Source organism: Armatimonadota bacterium, assembly GCA_016869025.1.
Taxonomy (GTDB): domain Bacteria; phylum Sysuimicrobiota; class Sysuimicrobiia; order Sysuimicrobiales; family Humicultoraceae; genus VGFA01.
This window is the reverse complement of record VGFA01000024.1, coordinates 25,470-41,894: the sequence shown is the minus strand read 5'-3', so window position 1 is coordinate 41,894 and position 16,425 is coordinate 25,470. Positions and strand designations below refer to the sequence as shown.

At 68.1% G+C, this 16,425-nt stretch carries 19 protein-coding genes; 2 read left to right on the top strand and 17 right to left on the bottom strand.

Going from position 1 to position 16,425, the window contains the following annotated elements:
* Positions 1-353 (bottom strand): copper amine oxidase N-terminal domain-containing protein (locus FJX73_11360; GenBank protein MBM3471369.1); only part of this gene is annotated, 353 nt, incomplete at its 3' end.
* Here FJX73_11360 and FJX73_11355 point away from each other — a divergent pair.
* Positions 127-843, top strand: coding sequence for a hypothetical protein (locus FJX73_11355; GenBank protein MBM3471368.1), 717 nt, complete (start codon positions 127-129; stop codon positions 841-843). The two genes, FJX73_11360 and FJX73_11355, sit on opposite strands and share 227 nt — an antisense overlap.
* A gap of 72 nt (positions 844-915) precedes the next feature.
* On the opposite strand, the gene FJX73_11350 is transcribed toward FJX73_11355, so the two are convergent.
* Genes FJX73_11350 through FJX73_11300 form a run of 11 tightly spaced genes read right to left on the bottom strand, consistent with a single transcriptional unit; the run spans position 916 to position 10,958 of the window.
* Positions 916-2,427 carry a tripartite tricarboxylate transporter permease gene (locus tag FJX73_11350; GenBank protein MBM3471367.1) on the bottom strand — a complete coding sequence of 504 codons (1,512 nt, stop codon included), beginning with the start codon at positions 2,425-2,427 and terminating at the stop codon, positions 916-918.
* Positions 2,428-2,443: 16 nt separating this feature from the next.
* Positions 2,444-2,887, bottom strand: a complete 444-nt coding sequence (locus tag FJX73_11345) for a tripartite tricarboxylate transporter TctB family protein (protein MBM3471366.1) — start codon at positions 2,885-2,887, stop codon at positions 2,444-2,446.
* Between the two features lie 46 nt (positions 2,888-2,933).
* Positions 2,934-3,920, bottom strand: coding sequence for a tripartite tricarboxylate transporter substrate binding protein (locus FJX73_11340; GenBank protein MBM3471365.1), 987 nt, complete (start codon positions 3,918-3,920; stop codon positions 2,934-2,936).
* Positions 3,921-3,943: 23 nt separating this feature from the next.
* The gene (locus FJX73_11335; protein MBM3471364.1) at positions 3,944-5,365 is read right to left on the bottom strand and encodes an MmgE/PrpD family protein; all 1,422 of its coding nucleotides are present in this window, start codon (positions 5,363-5,365) and stop codon (positions 3,944-3,946) included.
* A gap of 5 nt (positions 5,366-5,370) precedes the next feature.
* Entirely contained in the window at positions 5,371-6,240 is an 870-nt protein-coding gene (locus tag FJX73_11330; protein ID MBM3471363.1) for an isocitrate lyase/PEP mutase family protein, read from the bottom strand.
* Positions 6,241-6,254: 14 nt separating this feature from the next.
* Positions 6,255-6,734: an AbrB family transcriptional regulator gene (locus tag FJX73_11325; protein MBM3471362.1), complete on the bottom strand. Its 480-nt coding sequence runs from the start codon at positions 6,732-6,734 to the stop codon at positions 6,255-6,257.
* On the bottom strand, positions 6,731-7,249 hold the full coding sequence (locus tag FJX73_11320; GenBank protein ID MBM3471361.1) for a hypothetical protein: 519 nt from the start codon (positions 7,247-7,249) through the stop codon (positions 6,731-6,733). Before FJX73_11320 ends, FJX73_11325 begins: the two co-directional genes overlap by 4 nt.
* Positions 7,246-7,755 (bottom strand): 3-isopropylmalate dehydratase, encoded by a 510-nt coding sequence (locus FJX73_11315; GenBank protein MBM3471360.1) that lies wholly within the window; start codon positions 7,753-7,755, stop codon positions 7,246-7,248. Before FJX73_11315 ends, FJX73_11320 begins: the two co-directional genes overlap by 4 nt.
* A 10-nt stretch (positions 7,756-7,765) precedes the next feature.
* Positions 7,766-9,025, bottom strand: a complete 1,260-nt coding sequence (locus FJX73_11310) for a 3-isopropylmalate dehydratase large subunit (GenBank protein ID MBM3471359.1) — start codon at positions 9,023-9,025, stop codon at positions 7,766-7,768.
* Positions 9,013-10,284 carry a homoaconitate hydratase gene (locus tag FJX73_11305; GenBank protein MBM3471358.1) on the bottom strand — a complete coding sequence of 424 codons (1,272 nt, stop codon included), beginning with the start codon at positions 10,282-10,284 and terminating at the stop codon, positions 9,013-9,015. The genes FJX73_11310 and FJX73_11305 overlap by 13 nt, the downstream gene beginning before the upstream one ends.
* Positions 10,215-10,958, bottom strand: coding sequence for a GntR family transcriptional regulator (locus FJX73_11300; protein MBM3471357.1), 744 nt, complete (start codon positions 10,956-10,958; stop codon positions 10,215-10,217). The genes FJX73_11305 and FJX73_11300 overlap by 70 nt, the downstream gene beginning before the upstream one ends.
* Positions 10,959-11,164: 206 nt before the next feature.
* On the opposite strand from FJX73_11300, the gene FJX73_11295 reads away from it, so the two are divergent.
* The gene (locus tag FJX73_11295; protein MBM3471356.1) at positions 11,165-12,214 is read left to right on the top strand and encodes an aminotransferase class V-fold PLP-dependent enzyme; all 1,050 of its coding nucleotides are present in this window, start codon (positions 11,165-11,167) and stop codon (positions 12,212-12,214) included.
* A gap of 35 nt (positions 12,215-12,249) precedes the next feature.
* Here FJX73_11295 and FJX73_11290 read toward each other — a convergent pair whose 3' ends face one another.
* The 5 genes from FJX73_11290 to FJX73_11270 all read right to left on the bottom strand — a co-directional run bounded on the left by FJX73_11290 (position 12,250) and on the right by FJX73_11270 (position 16,370).
* Complete coding sequence (locus tag FJX73_11290) at positions 12,250-12,669, bottom strand: type II toxin-antitoxin system VapC family toxin (protein MBM3471355.1); 420 nt, start codon at positions 12,667-12,669, stop codon at positions 12,250-12,252.
* Positions 12,662-12,883 carry an AbrB/MazE/SpoVT family DNA-binding domain-containing protein gene (locus tag FJX73_11285; GenBank protein MBM3471354.1) on the bottom strand — a complete coding sequence of 74 codons (222 nt, stop codon included), beginning with the start codon at positions 12,881-12,883 and terminating at the stop codon, positions 12,662-12,664. Before FJX73_11285 ends, FJX73_11290 begins: the two co-directional genes overlap by 8 nt.
* A 106-nt stretch (positions 12,884-12,989) precedes the next feature.
* Positions 12,990-13,829, bottom strand: coding sequence for an ABC transporter permease (locus tag FJX73_11280; GenBank protein ID MBM3471353.1), 840 nt, complete (start codon positions 13,827-13,829; stop codon positions 12,990-12,992).
* A complete protein-coding gene (locus FJX73_11275) occupies positions 13,822-14,763 on the bottom strand; it encodes an ABC transporter permease (protein ID MBM3471352.1) in 942 nt (313 codons plus the stop codon). Before FJX73_11275 ends, FJX73_11280 begins: the two co-directional genes overlap by 8 nt.
* A 35-nt stretch (positions 14,764-14,798) precedes the next feature.
* Positions 14,799-16,370, bottom strand: coding sequence for a hypothetical protein (locus FJX73_11270; GenBank protein MBM3471351.1), 1,572 nt, complete (start codon positions 16,368-16,370; stop codon positions 14,799-14,801).
* Positions 16,371-16,425: the final 55 nt, after the last annotated feature.

Below are 16,425 nucleotides of genomic sequence, written 5' to 3'. Positions count from 1 at the left end.
AGCGGCACCATCGTGCGGCCCCCGACAACCATAGGGGGAATGTCGAGGAGGACCAACTTTCCGTCCACCGCGGCTTCACGCCGTCCCATTACCAGCTCAATCGTCCTGGACGCCGTTGCGGCGGTGATGCGCTGCGTGGAAGGCTCCCACAAGACCGTGGCACCCAGGCGCTCGAAGACGCCCCGGAGCGGGACCAGCAGCCGTCCGCCCACCTCGACGGGCGGTACGTCGAAGGCCAGTTCCTCGCCGTTGACGATAACGCGGATCGCTCCCTGGCCGGCCGCCGGTAGAAGGTTGAGGCTCAGGACGCAGATCAGCAGAACACCCACGAAGGTTGTACGCATTCCACTCACCGCTCCCTTCCCTCGCACTCCACCAGTAAGTGAGACTTCCTTCGGCGCCCGCGGCCTGTGCTCCTTGGAGGCCTGCCCGGCGAGGCGCCGCCGATCCCGCTCCTGGCCCGTCGCTTGCCGCCCTGCTCGGCGGTTGAGGTATACTGAGGTGCACTGGGTGTTCTATGGTAGAGCCCCAGGGAGACGCGACAATGCCGAAGGTCGCCTACTGCCCATCCCATTTCTGCGGCCGGCCCTTGACATTCCGTATGCCCACCACGAGAAGTGGGACGGCACGGGCTACCCGCAGGGGCTGCGGGGTGAACAGATCCCGCTGGCGGCGCGAATCTTCGCCGTTGTGGACGTGTGGGACGCGCTGCGCTCGGATCGGCCCTACCGGAGGGCCTGGGACGACGAGAAGGCGCGCGCTTACATCCGCGAGCAGGCGGGGAAGCACTTTGATCCTCAAGTCGTCGCGGCGTTCTTGAGAATGATCGGAGACTCAGTCTGATCCACGCGCGGGCGTCGCCAGCGTACCCGCGGCAGCCGTGGGGTAGAGGGCGATCAAGGCGGTGGAGGCCGGCTAGCCTGGGGAGCCGGGGGCAGCTGCCGCGCGGCGCCGATCTCGGGTCTTGGCCACGATGTCGAGCACGACCACCAGCACCGTTACGGATAGAAGGACCAGGGTGATCGGCCGCAGCAGGAATTCGAACGACCGGTTACTGAGGATAAAGGCCTGACGCAGCGACTGCTCGAGCCGGTCGCCGAGCACCATGCCCAGCACCAGGGCCACGGGCGGCATGCCTGCCCACCGCATGGTATACCCCAGCAGGCCGAAGAAGAACACTAGCCAGACGTCTGCCACGGATCTGTTTATGGAGTAGGCGCCGACGGCGGCGAAGACCCCGATCGCCGGCATCAGGAACCTGGCCGGGATGTCCAGGATCTTCACGAACAGCGGGATCATGGGCAGGTTCATGATCAGCAGGATGATGTTGCTGATATACAGCGATGCCACGACAGTCCAGAAGAGATCTGCCTGCTGGATCATTAAGCGTGGCCCCGGCTGCACGCCGTACATCAGCAGGACGGCAAGGAGCACGGCGGTGGTCCCGGAACCGGGGATGCCCAGCGTGAACATAGGGATCAACGCGCCCCCGGTCGCGGCGTTGTTGGCCGTCTCCACCGACGCCACGCCTTCAATCGCGCCCGTCCCCAGGGTTCGCCGCGCCCTCCCGAACCGGCCCTCCATCGCGTAGGCCAGCAGCGACCCCAGCGTGCTGCCCGAGCCCGGCATCACGCCCGCCAGGAACCCCACGACGCTGCCGCGGCCGACCGCCGGCGCCGACCGCCGCCAGTCGTCGCGCGACAGCCACAGCCGGCCCCGCAGCGCCAGCCGCTCGCCGAGCACGCGGCGCTCGTGGAGAAGGTAGTACAGCACCTCCGCGACCCCGAAGACCCCGATTATGACGATCACCACGTCAATGCCGTCGAGCAGCTCGGAGATGCCCAGGGTAAAGCGCGGGACGCCGGTTTGGAGGTCCGATCCGATCACGGCCAGCATGATCCCCAGCACCACCGCCAGGAACCCTCGCAGCAGCGACTTCCCGATGAGAGTAGCCGACATCACCAGCGCGAAGACCATCAGGGCGAAGTACTCCGACGGCCCGAACCTCAGGGCGGCCTGGGCGATGGGGCGGGCCACGACCGTCAGAGCGACGACGGAGAGGGTGCCTCCGATGAACGATCCAATGGCTGAGATGGCCAGCGCCTGGCCGGCGCGGCCCTGCCTGGCCATCTCGAAACCGTCGATCGCCGTGAGGGCCGAGGATGCCTCGCCCGGCACCTTGAGCAGGATCGAGGTGAGCGAGCCCCCGTACATGGCACCCAGGTAGACCCCGCACATCATGATGAGCATGGTATCCGGGCGCACGGCGAAGGCCACGGGGATCAGCAGCGCCACGGTGGTGGACGGTCCCAGTCCCGGCAGGATCCCGACGATCGTGCCGAGGAAGCACCCCAGCACGGCCGACAGCAGGTTCTCCAGGTTGAGGGCCGTCGAGAAGCCCGCCATCAGTTGAGGGATCACCGACACGACGGTTGCCTCCCCGTTACAGCCACGGCAGGATGCCCGTGGGCAGCCGCATCCCCAGCAGCCGCGTGAACAGCAGGTGGACCAGCACGGCGTAGATGACGGCGGGTATCACAGGGCGCCGGGCCCCTGCATAGGCAAACCCCGCCGTCAGTAGCCCGGTGGTGGCCAGTACGAACCCCAGGCGTGGCAGTAGCAGCGTGTAGGCGGCCAGCGCGGCCAGGATGCTGGCCATCTCGCGCAACACCGTCGGGGTGATCGGCAACCCGTCCTCGGCCGGCCGCCCTAGGAGGATGGCGATGCACAGGACGACACCCACGATCCCCAGGAACTGGGGGAAGGCCCGCGGTCCCAGCGGATCGGCGATCGCCGGGGGGTTGAAGATCCGCGTGGCTTCGAAAGCATAGGCTATGGAAATGACCAGCAGCAGCGCCACAAAGACACGATCCGCCCGCATCTCCATCGGCTCAACCCCCCAGCATCCCGGCCTGCCGGCCCGCCCGCCGACGCTACTTGATGAACCCCGTCACGCGCAGCAGCTCCTGCGTCTGCTCACGCTCGCTCTCCAGGGCCCGGGCGAACCGGTCTGCGGGAAGGAACGCGTCGAAGAGGCTGTAGCGGCGCAGCAGCCCCTCCCAGTACTCCACCTGCCGCATGGTGGCAAAGGCATCCACCCAGAAGGCGATCGCCTCACGCGGGACCTCCGGCGGCGCGAAGGCTCCGCGCCAGTGCTCGATGACCAGGTCGAGCCCCTGGTCGCGCCAGGTCGGGACGGAGGCCAGGGCGCCGCCGAGGCGCTTGGGCGCCGTCACCGCCAGGATGCGTACCTCTCCCGCCTCGAACTGCGTGACGGCCTCCGACAGCCCGGTGGAGATGACCTGGACGTGGCCACCCAGCAACTGAACCATCAGGTCCCCGCCGGCCCGGAAGGCCGTGATGCGCAGTTGCTCGGGTTTGGCGCCGACGGAGCGGGCCGCCCGGATGATGTGGAACTGGTCGTTGCTGGGCACAGTGCCGACGCCGAAGCTGACCGATGCGGGATCCTGCTTGACAGCGTCCAGCACCTCTTTAGCGGTCTTGAACTTCGAGTCCTTGCGTACGGCCCAGACGATGTAGTCCGCGGTCAGGCGCGCCACCGCCAGGAAGTCCTTGTTCACCCTGAGCTTCGTGGTTCCCAGCAGCTCGGCCAGGTATGCCCGGTTGCTCTCCAGCACGAGCACGTGCGGGTCGCCGCGCTTCTGCGCCAGGTAGGAGCGGGCCGTGTTGCCGCCGGCGCCGCCCATGTTGTTGATGATGAACCGGGTGGGCGGGATCTTCTCTTTGCGGAAGACCTCCGCGATGATGCGCGCGTGAAGGTCCAAACCACCCCCGGGATCGCCCGCAGGGACCAGCTCCACCGACGCAGTGGGCTGCCACGCGGGCCCTGCAATGGCCGCTCCGCTCAGCGCCAGCGCGACGACGACCAGAACCGTCACTCCCATCCCTCTCTGCTTCATCGCCCTGCCTCCCTTTTCGCCGTCTACTCCGGCGGTCTCACCATCTGATCTCCCAGTGGAGATACGGTGGGCAGATGTTCCAGGTCTTCCACCATCTCTCGGATCGCTGCCGCCTGATCGTCGCCGACCACGCGCCCGGCGAGATCGGTGAACTTGGCCTCCAGATCGGAGGCCGAGATCGGCACCCGGGCGGTTCCGCGGGCGTGGGTGCGGGAATCCTCGAACTGTCGGCCGTCGGTCAGGCGAATCGTGACGCGCACGGTGTGCCGGTGGTCACGTCCCATCCGGTCCAGGTCGGGGTCGGCCTCCACGTGCACCTTCTCCGCCAGGGCGACCAGCCTGGGCTCGCGGAGCCGGTGCTCGGCGAAGGACTCGACCGTGAGCGCGCCGTCTGCCAGGAGGGCGGCGACGGTGTAGGGGAGATTCATCTGCGCAGATGTAACGGTGTCGGGTACGTAGGGCCACCCGACGTGGTCCCGGGTGCTCGTGGTGGTCCGCACCACGACCGACTCGACCGCTTCCGGGCTCAGATCCGGGCAGCGTTCCCGGATGGCCAGCAGCGCATCAATCGTGGTGTGCGAGCTGCCGCACGACGGGTAGACCTTGAAGCCGGTTCCCATCAACTCATAGCGCTCTCCCAGGCCTTCCAGGATGAACGCCGGGTCGGCGGCGTCGCCCACCAGCGTGCTCAGGAAGCCGCCGTAGGGCGCCTCGATCACCTCGCGCACCCCCCGGAACCCCATCGCCGCCAGGTCGGCACCGTAGATGCCGCTTTGGGCGCTGAGGCCCATGTGCATGCGCTTGACCATAGACCCGTACTGCGCCGCCATCAGGCCGGAGGCCTGGGTGCCCGCCGTGCCAAGGGCGTCCTGCGTGGCGTCCGCGTCCAATCCCAGGATGCGGCTGGCCGCCGCCGCTGCGCAGAACACCCCGGTGGTGGCCGCGGGGTGGAACCCCTTGCGCAGCTTGGCGTAGCCGCAGGCCACGCCGATGCGTGCGCCGACCTCGTAGCCCGCCACCAGCGCCCCCAAAAGGCTGCGGCCGTCTGCAGGCGGGCCGCCGCCACGCTCCCGGCGCTCCGCCACGGCCATCGCCGCCGTGACCGTCACCGAGCCCGGATGGAGCACCCCGCTGGCGTGGAGGTCGTCCATCTCGAACGCGTGGACGAGCGTACCGTTGGCCAGCGCAACGTTGGCAGCCGGCAGAAGGGACCCGTCGCCCCAGACCGTGGCCTCCTCGCCGCGGCCCAGCGTGCCGGCAAACCTGATTACCGTCTGTCCCCAGGGAAGGGTGCTGCCGAACAGCCCGCAACCCAGCGTGTCCAGCAAACCCAGCTTGACGTGACGGACCACGTCGTCGGGGACCTCTTCCAGGCGGAGCGCCGCTACCCATTCGGCCAGGCGGCGCGTGATCGCGACCGTGCCCTTCCCCCCGGCATGTGCCATCTCCCTCAGCCTCCCACAGGCGGCGTCGCGTACCGGTCGCCCATCGAGGCCCAACGGCCGGCATCGATTATCGCCTCACGATCCCGGAATGAAACCACCGGCGCGAAGTCCTCAACGGTTCCCGTCTCCCGCAGGTGCCGCCCGCACTCGAGCATGGCGTAGATTGCGGCCCGCTGGAGCTCGCTCGGAAAGATCGCCAGCCGGTAGCCCATCCGGTCCAGCTCGCCAGTCGGCACAACGGGCGTCTTGCCGCCCTTGAAGATGTTGATCATCAGCGGCCCGGGCAGGGCCCGGGCGATCGTCTCGATCTCCGCCAGGGATTCGGGAGCCTCAACAAAGAGCACGTCGGCGCCCGCTTCGCCGTAGGCCCGCGCGCGCGCCAGCGCACCGTCCAGACCCTCTGGGGCCCGCGCGTCGGTGCGGGCGATGATTAGCGTCCCCTCGCGGCGCGCCTCCACGGCGGCCCGGATCTTCTGCACCATGTCGCCGGTGGAGATCAGGGCCTTCCCCGCGTAGTGGCCGCACCGTTTCGGCGTCACTTGATCCTCGAGTTGCAGCGCGGCTGCGCCGGCGCGCTCCCACTCGCGCACGGTTCGGTGGACGTTGAGTGGGTTGCCGTAGCCGGTGTCGGCGTCCGCGATCACCGGCAGGTCGGTGGCCTCACATATGCGGGCGATGCGCTCCAGCATCTCCGAGGCGGTCACCAGGCCCAGGTCCGGGAACCCGAGGCTCCGCGAGATTGCCCCACCGCTCACGTAGACGGCCTCAAACCCGCAGCACTCCACGACCTTGGCGCTGAGGGCGTCGAACGCGCCGGGCGCCATGAGGATGGGGCCCTCTGCCAGGCGCCGGCGCAGCCATTCCCGCTTGTCCACTTCACCCGCCTCCTTCATCCCAGCCAGCGTACGAGCCAGGGGACCACCGTCATCACTGTTGTCAGGCGCACCAGGTGGATGGTCGCCACCACGGACGCGTCCAGCCCCATCGCGTCGGCCGACAGCGAGAGTTCGGTCATGCCCGCGGGCGCCGTAGAGAGCAGCGCCGCGGACCAGGACCACCCGGTCTGCCGCACCATCACCCCCGCCAGGACGAAAGAGAAGCTGAACAGCACCGCCGCCAGGAGGAGGGCCGGAAAGAGCATCCGGCCGATCATTAGCTGACTCCAGCCGAAAGAGACGCCCAGAGCCGCGCCTATCACCATCTGAGCCCCGCGGCGCACTCCCGCGGGGATCTCCTGGACCGGCCCGCCCAGCAGGCGCAGGGAACCGGCGGCGACCATTGATCCGACCAGCGCGCCGGCGGGGAGGCCCAGCCACATGCCCAGCCAGCCTCCTGCAACGCCTGCGGCCAGCGTCAGCAGCAGACTCACGACGGCTCCGCCCCGTGCCGGACCATGAAGAGGCGAGCCAACGGCAGCACGACGATCAGCGTCAGGATGATCCGGACGAGCTGGATAACCACCACCGTGGGAACGTCGCGGCCCAGCGCGTCGGCCATCACCACCATCTCGGGCAAACCGCCGGGAGTGCTGGCGAGCAGCGCGGTCCCGCGGTCAATGTTGAGGACACTGGCTACAACGGCACCGCCCACCAGCGTCCCTGCTATCGTGGCGGCGACCACCAGCGCGGCCACGGGGACCGCCCTGCGCAACCGCCGCACCGTATCCGCCGACACGCGCGAGCCAAGGGCCGTGCCCACCAGGATCTGGAGCCAACGCCGGATGGTCGGGTCTATGGCCGGCAGTGTCGGGATCAGCGCGTGGGCCAACAGGACGGCCAGCAGCGCTCCCAGCAGGGCGCCCGCAGGCAGGCGGAGCCGCAGGCCGGCATAGCCGCCGGCCGCTCCGATGAGGAGCACGAGGACCACGCCCGCCGGGCTGCTCATACTCGATTCTCTCCCGTGCCTCTGCCCTGGGCCTCCAGGTAGCCCTTGATCCCCCCGGCCCGCAGGATGTCGAGCATCAGCCGGGGTAGCGGCTGTGCCGTCACGGCGACCTCACGGGCAGGGACTCTGACAGAGCCCGACTCCAGGTCCACCTCCACCTCGTCACCGTCGGCGATCGCTTCGGTATCGCACTCGATCACCGCCAGGCCGACATTCACCGCATTACGGAAGAAGATCCGTGCGAATGAACGGGCCAACACGGCGCCGACGCCGGCGGCGCGCAGCAGGCGCGGGGCGGTCTCCCGTGACGAGCCCATGCCGAAGTTGTGACCGGCCACCACGAGGTCGCCCGGCCGGATCCGGGAAGCCAGCGTGGGATCCAGGTCCTCGAAGAGCACCGGCACAAGGGACGCGATGTCCTCCGTGCGGCTCTTATACCGCGCCGGGATGATGTAGTCGGTGTTGACGTCGTCGCCGACTCGGTGCACGCGCCCGCTGATGATCACGGCTTCTCCCTCAGCTAAGGTAGCGTCTCGGGTCGGTAATGGCGCCGGCGACCGCGGACGCCGCGACGGTGGCCGGCGAGGCCAGGAAGATGCGCGCCTTGGGATTGCCCATCCGGCCGCGGAAGTTACGGGGCGAGGTGGCCACCACCGTCTCTTCGTCGCCCGGAACCCCCTGGGAGACGCCCGCGCACGGCCCGCACCCGGGCGGCACCAGCGCTGCCCCGGCTGCCAGCAGTGTCTCCACGATCCCTTCGCGGACCGCGGCCAGGTGGATCTCGGCGGAGCCCGGGGCGACGACCAGCCGCACGCCGCGCGCGACGCTGCGACCCGCGAGCACCTGCGCCGCCGCCCGCAGGTCCTCCAATCGGCCGGCGCTGCAGGTGCCGATGAAGGCCGTTTGCACCGAGATTCCTTCGACCTCGGCGACGTCCACAACATCGGCGGGAGAGTGCGGCCGGGCCACCTGTGGGGCCAGTGCGCCAAGGTCGAACTCGAAGCTCTCTTCATAGACCGCGCCCGGGTCGGACGCGACAAACTTGAGTGGGCCGATCAGCCGCCGCTCCAGCCAGACCCTGAGCACGGCGTCGCCCGGTAAGATGCCGCACTTGGCGCCAAGCTCGACGGCGACGTTGGCCATCGCGAAGCGGCCGTCCATGCCCATCGCCTCGATGCCGGGGCCCTCGAACTCCAGCGTCCGGTAGTTGCAGCGGTGCAGCCCGAGGCGGCGGACGAGGTACTGCGCGGCGTCCTTGGCGGCGACGCCGGTGCCCAGACGGCCGGTCAGCACGATGCGCAGGGTCGTCGGGACCCGAAACCACACCGCGCCCTTCGCCGCCGCCAGTGCCATGTCGGACGAGCCCATGCCGGTCGCGAAGCAGTTCACCGCACCGATCGTCGTGGTGTGGGAGTCCGAGGCCACGACGAGATCCCCGGGCCTCACGTAGCCGCGCTCGGGCAGGACGATGTGGCAGACGCCGTCGCCCGCTTCTACAAGATGGGCGCCGTGCTCCCGGGCAAAGGCCCGCATTCGGGCGTGGATGTTCGCCACCACGGAGGTCGGCGGCGGCACCGCGTGATCCAGCACCAGGACCAGCCTCTCGGGACGGGCCGGCCGGTCGAACCCGAGTTCCCCGAGCGTGTCTATGACCAGCGGCCGATTGCCGTCGTGCGCCATCAACACGTCAACTTCCGCTACCACAAACGCCCCTGCGCGGGCCTCGCGCCCGCTTCGCTCTGACAGGATCTTCTCGGCGATCGTCAGTCCGGGCATCGGCACAGCGTCTCCTCGGCCAGAGACAGGAAGGCGTCGTCTGAGAGGCTGCTGGCCCGCGTCTCCTCCCAGACCTTCCCCAGGGCGTCCAGGACCTTTCGGGCCTGCTCCTCGGTTACGTCTATCCCGGCCTGCCCGAGCCGGTAGCGGACGGCGTGCACACCGCTGTACTTGCCTATGGGTATGCGCCGCCTGTTGCCGACCGTCTCCGGCGGGAGGGGTTCGTACAGCGGCGGCGAGGTCAGCACCCCGCGCACGTGGCCTTCCAGTTTGTGCGCGAACGCGCTGTCCCCTACAAGGGGCTTGTGGGTCGGGACAGGGATGCCCGTCCACTTCGAGACCAGATGTGCCAGCCGGTACAGACCTTCGGTCCGGACGCCGGTGCGCGCGCCGTAGAACGCCTCCAGGGCCACGACGAGCTCGTCCAGGCACGCGTTGCCGGACCGTTCGCCCAGGCCGTTCACCGTCGCGTCGAGGATGGAGGCCCCGCCCTCGGCCGCGGCCAGCGTGTTGGCCAGGGCCAGCCCGAAGTCGTTGTGGCAGTGCACCTGAAGGGGGACCGTGAACTCGCGCGTGAGCTCGCCCACGAGCCAGCGCATGGCCGGTGGGAACATCGCCCCGGCCGTGTCGGCCAGGGACAGGCGGTCGGCGCCGGCATCCAGCGCCGCACGGTACAGGGCGCGGACGTAGTCGAGATCCGCACGGGTGGTGTCGGTGGGTGCGAAGCGGACGACGGGCGCACGGCCGCGTGCGCGGCGGATCGCCTCGACTGCGCGGTCCAGCATCTCCCCGCGGGTCATCTTGTGCAGGAGCAGCAACCGCCGGTCGGAGCAGGGGAGCTGGATGTCCACGATGTCGGGCCCGCACGCGACGGCCGCGTCAACCTCATCGCGCCAGTTGGGGTCGAAGACCTGCGCGATGACCTCGACCCTGATCCGCAACCCAAGCCGCCGCACTCTGCGGACGGTCTCCCCGTCCAGCGGCGACTTGGCCGGGTATCCCGCCTGCGCCTGGGGGACGCCGATCTCGTCCAGCAGCCGGATCAGCTCCACCTTCAGGTCGGCGCCGAAGTCTACCGCGGCAGCCTGCTCACCCTCACGGGCGGTGCAGTCGCACACTATGATGTCTGCCGGCAGATTGAACCCCGCGCGGGCCTCCGGCCGCCGGACGTGGGGGCTCAGATACTCTGTTACTCCGTCCACGTTCGCTCCTGCTCGCGGCTGAGCTCCTCCAGGTAGCGAAGGAGGTTCTCGTGGGATCGCCGGACGTGCCGGCGCGTCAGCCTCTCTGCGGTGTCGGCTTTGCGCTGCGCGATTGAGTCGAGGACTGCCAGGTGCTCGCGCGCTGCGTCGGCGGCGCGCTCGCGAAAGGCGCCGGAGACCGCGCGCGCCAGGGACAGGCGCGCGTAAAGACGGCCGGCGATGTCGATGAGCAGCCGGTTTCCGGATGCGCGCAGCAGCTCCTGGTGGAAGTCCAGGGTCGGCGCCCGGTAGACGGAGGTCCTCCGGTCGGTCTCACGCAGCCGGACCTTCAGGCTGCGCCTGCTCTTCGCCACGTCCTGCTTCGACATCCGTGTTGCTGCCAGGCGCGCGGCCAATCCTTCCACGATCTCGCGGACCTGGAACAGATCGTCGAGGTGGTCGTTGTCCAGGCGGACGACGCGGGCGCCCCGGTAGGGCAGGACCTCGACCAAGCCTTCTTCGGCAAGTCTGCAGATGGCCTCGCGCAACGGCGTGCGGCTGATCCCAAGTCGCCGGCTGAGATCGGCTTCCTGAAGGCCGGCGCCGGGTGTGATCAGGCCGTTGAGGATCTCGGCGCGCAGGCGGGAGTAGGCGTGTTCCTTCAACGTGGCGGAGGGATTGCTCGGCGTAGTGGAGCGGCGCCTCGACGTGGTGGGGGGGCCGCTGGTAGCCGCTTTGCGTCGCTGGGGCATCTTTGCTCCCGGGCTGGCAGTCGTGGACGTAGATTTGTGCACAATTTAGTATACAATATCGAGACGCTGTGTCAATTGCTTGTGGGACGGCTGAGGAAATGGACCGCGAACTGGCAGGTGGGCAGGAAGCAGGGATGGAAACGAAGTAGAATCCGAACGGCGTTTCCCACATCAAAGGAGCCGGACACCGTGAGCCATGATCTAGAATACCTGCGCCGAGTCGAGTTCCCGCTGACCGCGGCGTGCGCCTTCCTGAATCACGCCGCCTCCTGCGCTACCGGCCGGGTGCCCAGGAACATGATCTCGGACCTCTGCGTCGCTCACTGGCGGAGACGATCAACTGCGATCCGTCCGAGATCACGTTCGTCCCGTCCACATCCGACGGCGTGGGCATTGTGGCCAACGCGGTGGACTGGCGGAGCGGCGACAACGTGGTCCTGCCGGAGTGCGAGTACCCGGGCGTGGTCTACCCATGGCTCAATCTCGCGCGCCGGGGAGTCGAGGCGCGCATGACGCCGGCGCCCAACGGACAGGTGGACATGGACGCGCTGATCGAGCGCATTGACGGCCGGACGCGCGTCGTGTCCATCAGCCACGTGGAGTGGACCTCGGGCTATCGGTGCGACGTAGGCCGGCTCGGCCGGTTGTGCCGCCCGCGCGGAATCCTGCTCGTCGTTGACGCGATCCAGAGTTTGAGCGTCACGCCGGTGGACGTAAAGGAGATGGGCGCGGATGTGCTGGTGGCCGGATGCTACAAGTGGCTGCTCGGCATCCCAGGGACCGCCCTCATGTACGTTCGCAGGGACGCCATGCCCTCGCTTCCCCCGGACCGCGCCGGCCAGGCGGGCGTGAAGACCTCCATGGTCGCCCGGCCCGATCTTGTATGGAAGGAGGACGCGATGCGCTACCAGGTCGGCAGCGAGGCCACCGCGGCCCTGCTGGTCCTGGAGAGTTCGCTCGGGCTGCTGTTGGAGTCGGGCATCGAGCGCACGCACGCGCACATCACGGAGCTACTCGACCGTCTCATCCCCGGACTGGCGCGGCTTGGGATGACGATCACGTCGTCGCTGGCCCCGGGGACGCGCTCGACGATTCTGAGCTTCACCACCGGCGATAGCGCACGGGACGAGGCGCTGCACCGGCGCCTCCTGGAGCGGAACGTAGTCGTCTCGCTGCGACCGCACGGGATACGGGTGTCACCGCACGTCTACAACGCGCCCGAGGACGCCGATGCGCTACTGCGGGCCATCGCCTGAGCGCGGCGGGGTGGACCGCTGCTGCGGGCTATCGCCTAGCGTGTTGTCCTGAAGGGCAAGCCCAAGAGTCTCACATTCCCCCTCAAGGTCTCCAGTTCCGGATCCTTGTGCACGAGGATTGCGCCCCTCGTCCTTGCAACGGCGGCAATCAGGGCATCGGCGACCGAGAGACGATACGCTGCTTTCAGCCTTCCGGCCTGTAGTAGCACTTTCTCGTCAGGGTCAACCCATTCGATCGGCCAGGCCTTCACCAGCGCCAGTATCTTGATGGCCTCATCCTCGCCCTTCTCGCGCATGGCAGTGTAGAAGATCTCCATCAGCGTGATCGAGCACGAGAGCAAATGACACCGGCTGTCGCGGGCGCCTTCGAGCAAACGCTCCACCTTGTCGGCGCCTGGCTCATCGCCGAGGAAGGCCAGGAGTGCCGATGTATCGAGGACGTAACAATCAGCCACGCCGGCGCTCTCGGTTACGTTCGGCCAACAGCGCCCGCCGGAGGCCCTTGGTGACGCCGCGGGCGGCGGCGATGGGATTCTCGGGAAGGGGAACGACCCGGATTGTTTCTCCGTCGTCCACCCATTCCAGTCTCGTTTGCCGCGTGATCCGGTGGGCCCGCCGGACCTTCGCGGGAATAACGGTCTGGCCTCTTGCGGTCACCGTGGTCTTCATCCGAGATCACCCCCCGCACGTTGATTCTGCAAGACGTTTCTCCGAAATGCAAGAGGTCTTTGACAAATGGCATGTGAGGGCTCGAGAGATCGGGGCCGGCTTCTTCCTACGCCTGCCGCAACCGCGGATCGAGGGCGTCGCGCAACCCGTCTCCCACCAGGTTGAATCCCAGCACGGTCAGCATGATCGCCAGCCCCGGGAAGACGCCCACCCACCAGGCGCTGCGCAGGAACGCCCGCCCCTGGTTTATCATGCCGCCCCAGTCCGGCAGCGGCGGTTGGGCGCCCAGACCCAGGAAAGAAAGCCCGGCCGAGGCCAGGATCGCGGTGCCGACGTCGAGAGAGGCCAGCACGATCACCGGCGCGATGACCTGCGGCGCAACGTGCCGCAGCATGATGCGCGGGTCAGACGCGCCGACCGCCCTCGCCGCTTCGACGTACTCGTGCTTGCGCACGGACAACACCGATCCCCGCACCAGACGCGCGAACGATGGGATCTGGTTCACGCCCACCGCGATCATGACCTGGTAGAGCCCTGGCCCAAGTGCTGCGACCACTGCCAGGGCCAGGAGGATGCCCGGGAACGCCAGCAGGATGTCCATCGCGCCCATCACCGCGCGGTCTACCACGCCGCCGTACATGCCCGAGAAGAGGCCCAGCAGCGAGCCGAACGTGAACCCCAGGCCCATGGCCAGGAAGCCCACCATGAGCGAGATCCGGGCACCCCACACGATGCGCGCCAGCAGGTCCCGGCCCAGCATGTCGGTCCCCATCGGGTGATCCGACGACGGCGGCTGCAGGCGGCGATGCAGATCCTGCTCGTCGTAACCCCCCGGAGCCAGTTGGGGCGCCGCGATGCTCACCAGCAGGAATCCCAACACCAGCACCGCGCCGAGGATCACCAGGCGCCGCCGGAACAGCCGGCGCAGAAACCCCGCGCTATTCATAGCGGATGCGCGGGTCTACCAACGCGTACGCCAGGTCCACGCACAGGTTGACCACGACGAAGACCAGCGCCGCGATCAGCATCGTTCCCTGGACCATTGGGTAGTCTCGCGTGTTGATGGCGGTCACGATGAGCGTCCCGATCCCAGGCCAGGAGAAGACCTGCTCCGTGATGACCGCCCCGCCGAGCAAGGCCCCCAGCCGGAGCCCGACCACGGTCACGACCGGGATCAGCGCGTTTCGCAGCGCATGGTGGCCAATCACGGCGCGCTCTATCAGCCCCTTCGACCTGGCGGTTCGCACGTAATCCTGCCTCAGCACTTCGAGCAGACTGCTCCGGGTCAGGCGGGCGATGATGGCAGCCGACGGCGTGCCCAGCGCAATGGCGGGCATGATGATGGACTGCAGTCCTGCCAGCGTCCACAGCGGGCCCCCGCGGCCCGAGGCCGGCAGCCAGCCCAGGTAGTAGGAGAACAGGAGCATCAGGAGCAGTCCCAGCCAGAAGACCGGCGTTGATATTCCGGCAAGCGCCACGAGCGTGGCGCCGTAATCGTACGCGGTGTTCGGCCGGATCGCGGCCGCGACCCCGGCGACTACCCCTATGCCGATGGATAGGATGAGACTGGCGACCGCCAGCTCGAACGTATGGGGAAACCTGGCCGCGACCTCGTCCCGCACCGGTCTTCCGGTCCGGAGCGAGCGCCCGAACTCTCCCCGCAGGCTGCTGCCGACGAACCTGAGATACTGGACCAGGAACGGCTGGTCCAAGCCCAGCTTCTTGCGGATCAACAGGACGTCTTCCTCGAACGCGCTCTCGCCTGCGACCAGCCGGGCCGGATCTCCCGGGCTCAGGTGGAGAATGAGAAACGCCAGCAGCGCCGCGCCCAGCAGGACCGGGATCGCGGCCAGGAACTTGCGGACGATGTACCGCCACATCTCAAGCGAACTGGAGCAGCGCCTAGGCTACGCCATCACTTGAGGAACATCGTCGTGAAGTCGTTGCGCGCCGCGCTGTGGACGTACCCCCCCATGCGCGAGGTCGTGACCGCGACCTTGAACTCGTTGTTCAGCGGCACGTACCAGGCGTTCTTGTTCACGATGTCGGTGGCCCTGGCGTAAAGCAGCTTGCGCCGGCCCTCCGAGAACGCTATCAGCCCTTCCCTGAGCACGGCATCCAGCGCCGGATCGCTGAAGCCGCCGTAGTTGCCCCGCCCGCCGGTCGCGACCAGCGGATCGAAGAACAGCGAGGGCTCGCCGCTCGACTGGTTCCATCCCAGGAAGGCGGCCTCGTACTTACCGGCGCGCACCTCGGCCAGGAACGCCGCCCAGTCCATCACCTTGACGCGGCACTCGATGCCCACGGCGCGCAGACGGTTGCAGATGACCTCGGATATCTCCTTGTCCATGTAGTACCTGCCGTTCGGCGAGTGCAGCAGGAACCGCAGCGTCTGGTCGCCCTTCTGTAGGACGCCGCCAGGGCCCGGGCGCCATCCGGACTCCGCCAGCAGCGCACGCGCCTTCTGTGGGGTGGTGTCGTACGTCGTGTAGGTCCCGCGTGCGGGGTGGAACGGGCTCTCCACCGGGAGGATGGTGTCCACCGGGATCGCCATGCCGCCGGTCAGGGCGTTCGTTATCTCAGGCACGTTGAGCGCGTGGTTGACCGCCTTGCGCACGCGTATGTCGTCGAACGGCGGCCGCACCGAGTTCATCGAGATGAACCGGACGCGGTAGGTCGGCACGCGGTGTACGACAAATCGCTTGTCCTTGGACAGACGGTCAAGATCCTCCCGGCTGCCGCGCATGATGTAGTGCACGCCGCCGGTCTCCAGCTCGATGATTCCCGTGTTGACGTCGGTGATAGGGCGGATGATAAGACGGTCCGGCTTTGGCGGAGTCCCCCAGTAATCTGGGTTTCGCTCCAGGACCACACGCTGGCCCTGGACCCACTGCGCCCACCGGAACGGCCCTGTGCCGATGGGCCTGAACGGGAACTCCTCGCCCAGAGTCTCGTACGCCTTCCTGCTCGGGATGTACCCGCCGTTCGTGAGCAGGACGAACTCCAGGAACGCGACGTTGGGCTCGGTCAGGGTGAAGGCGATCGTGTGCCGGTCGAGCACCTTGATGCTCTCGATCACCATGAACTGCCGCCGGAAGACGCTGCCCTCCTTGGGGTCGAGCGCCCGCTTGAAGTGCCACTCCACGACCGAGGCGTCGAACTCCGAGCCGTCGTGGAACTTGACGCCCTTGCGCAGGTTGAAGGTCCAGGTCCGGCGGTCAGGAGACGTCTTCCAGCTCTCGGCGAGGGCCGGGCCGATCTTGCCGTCGAGCGTTCTCCGCACGAGCGGATCGTAGACCATGTCGGCCACGAAGCTCGTGGGGGCTTCCTGGATGCGGATCGGATCGAAGATCGTGACGTCGGCCTCGTTGCCGATGACGATCTCCTGCCTGGCCGGGGCTGAGGTCGCGACGCCCACGCAGAGAAGCACCAGCGCGAGCGCCAGCGCGATCGGGACACGGCTGATGTTCATCTCAACCACCTCCATTGAACTTGCACGCCCAGGGCCGCACCGCACACCATTATACTCGCGCGCTGCGGGC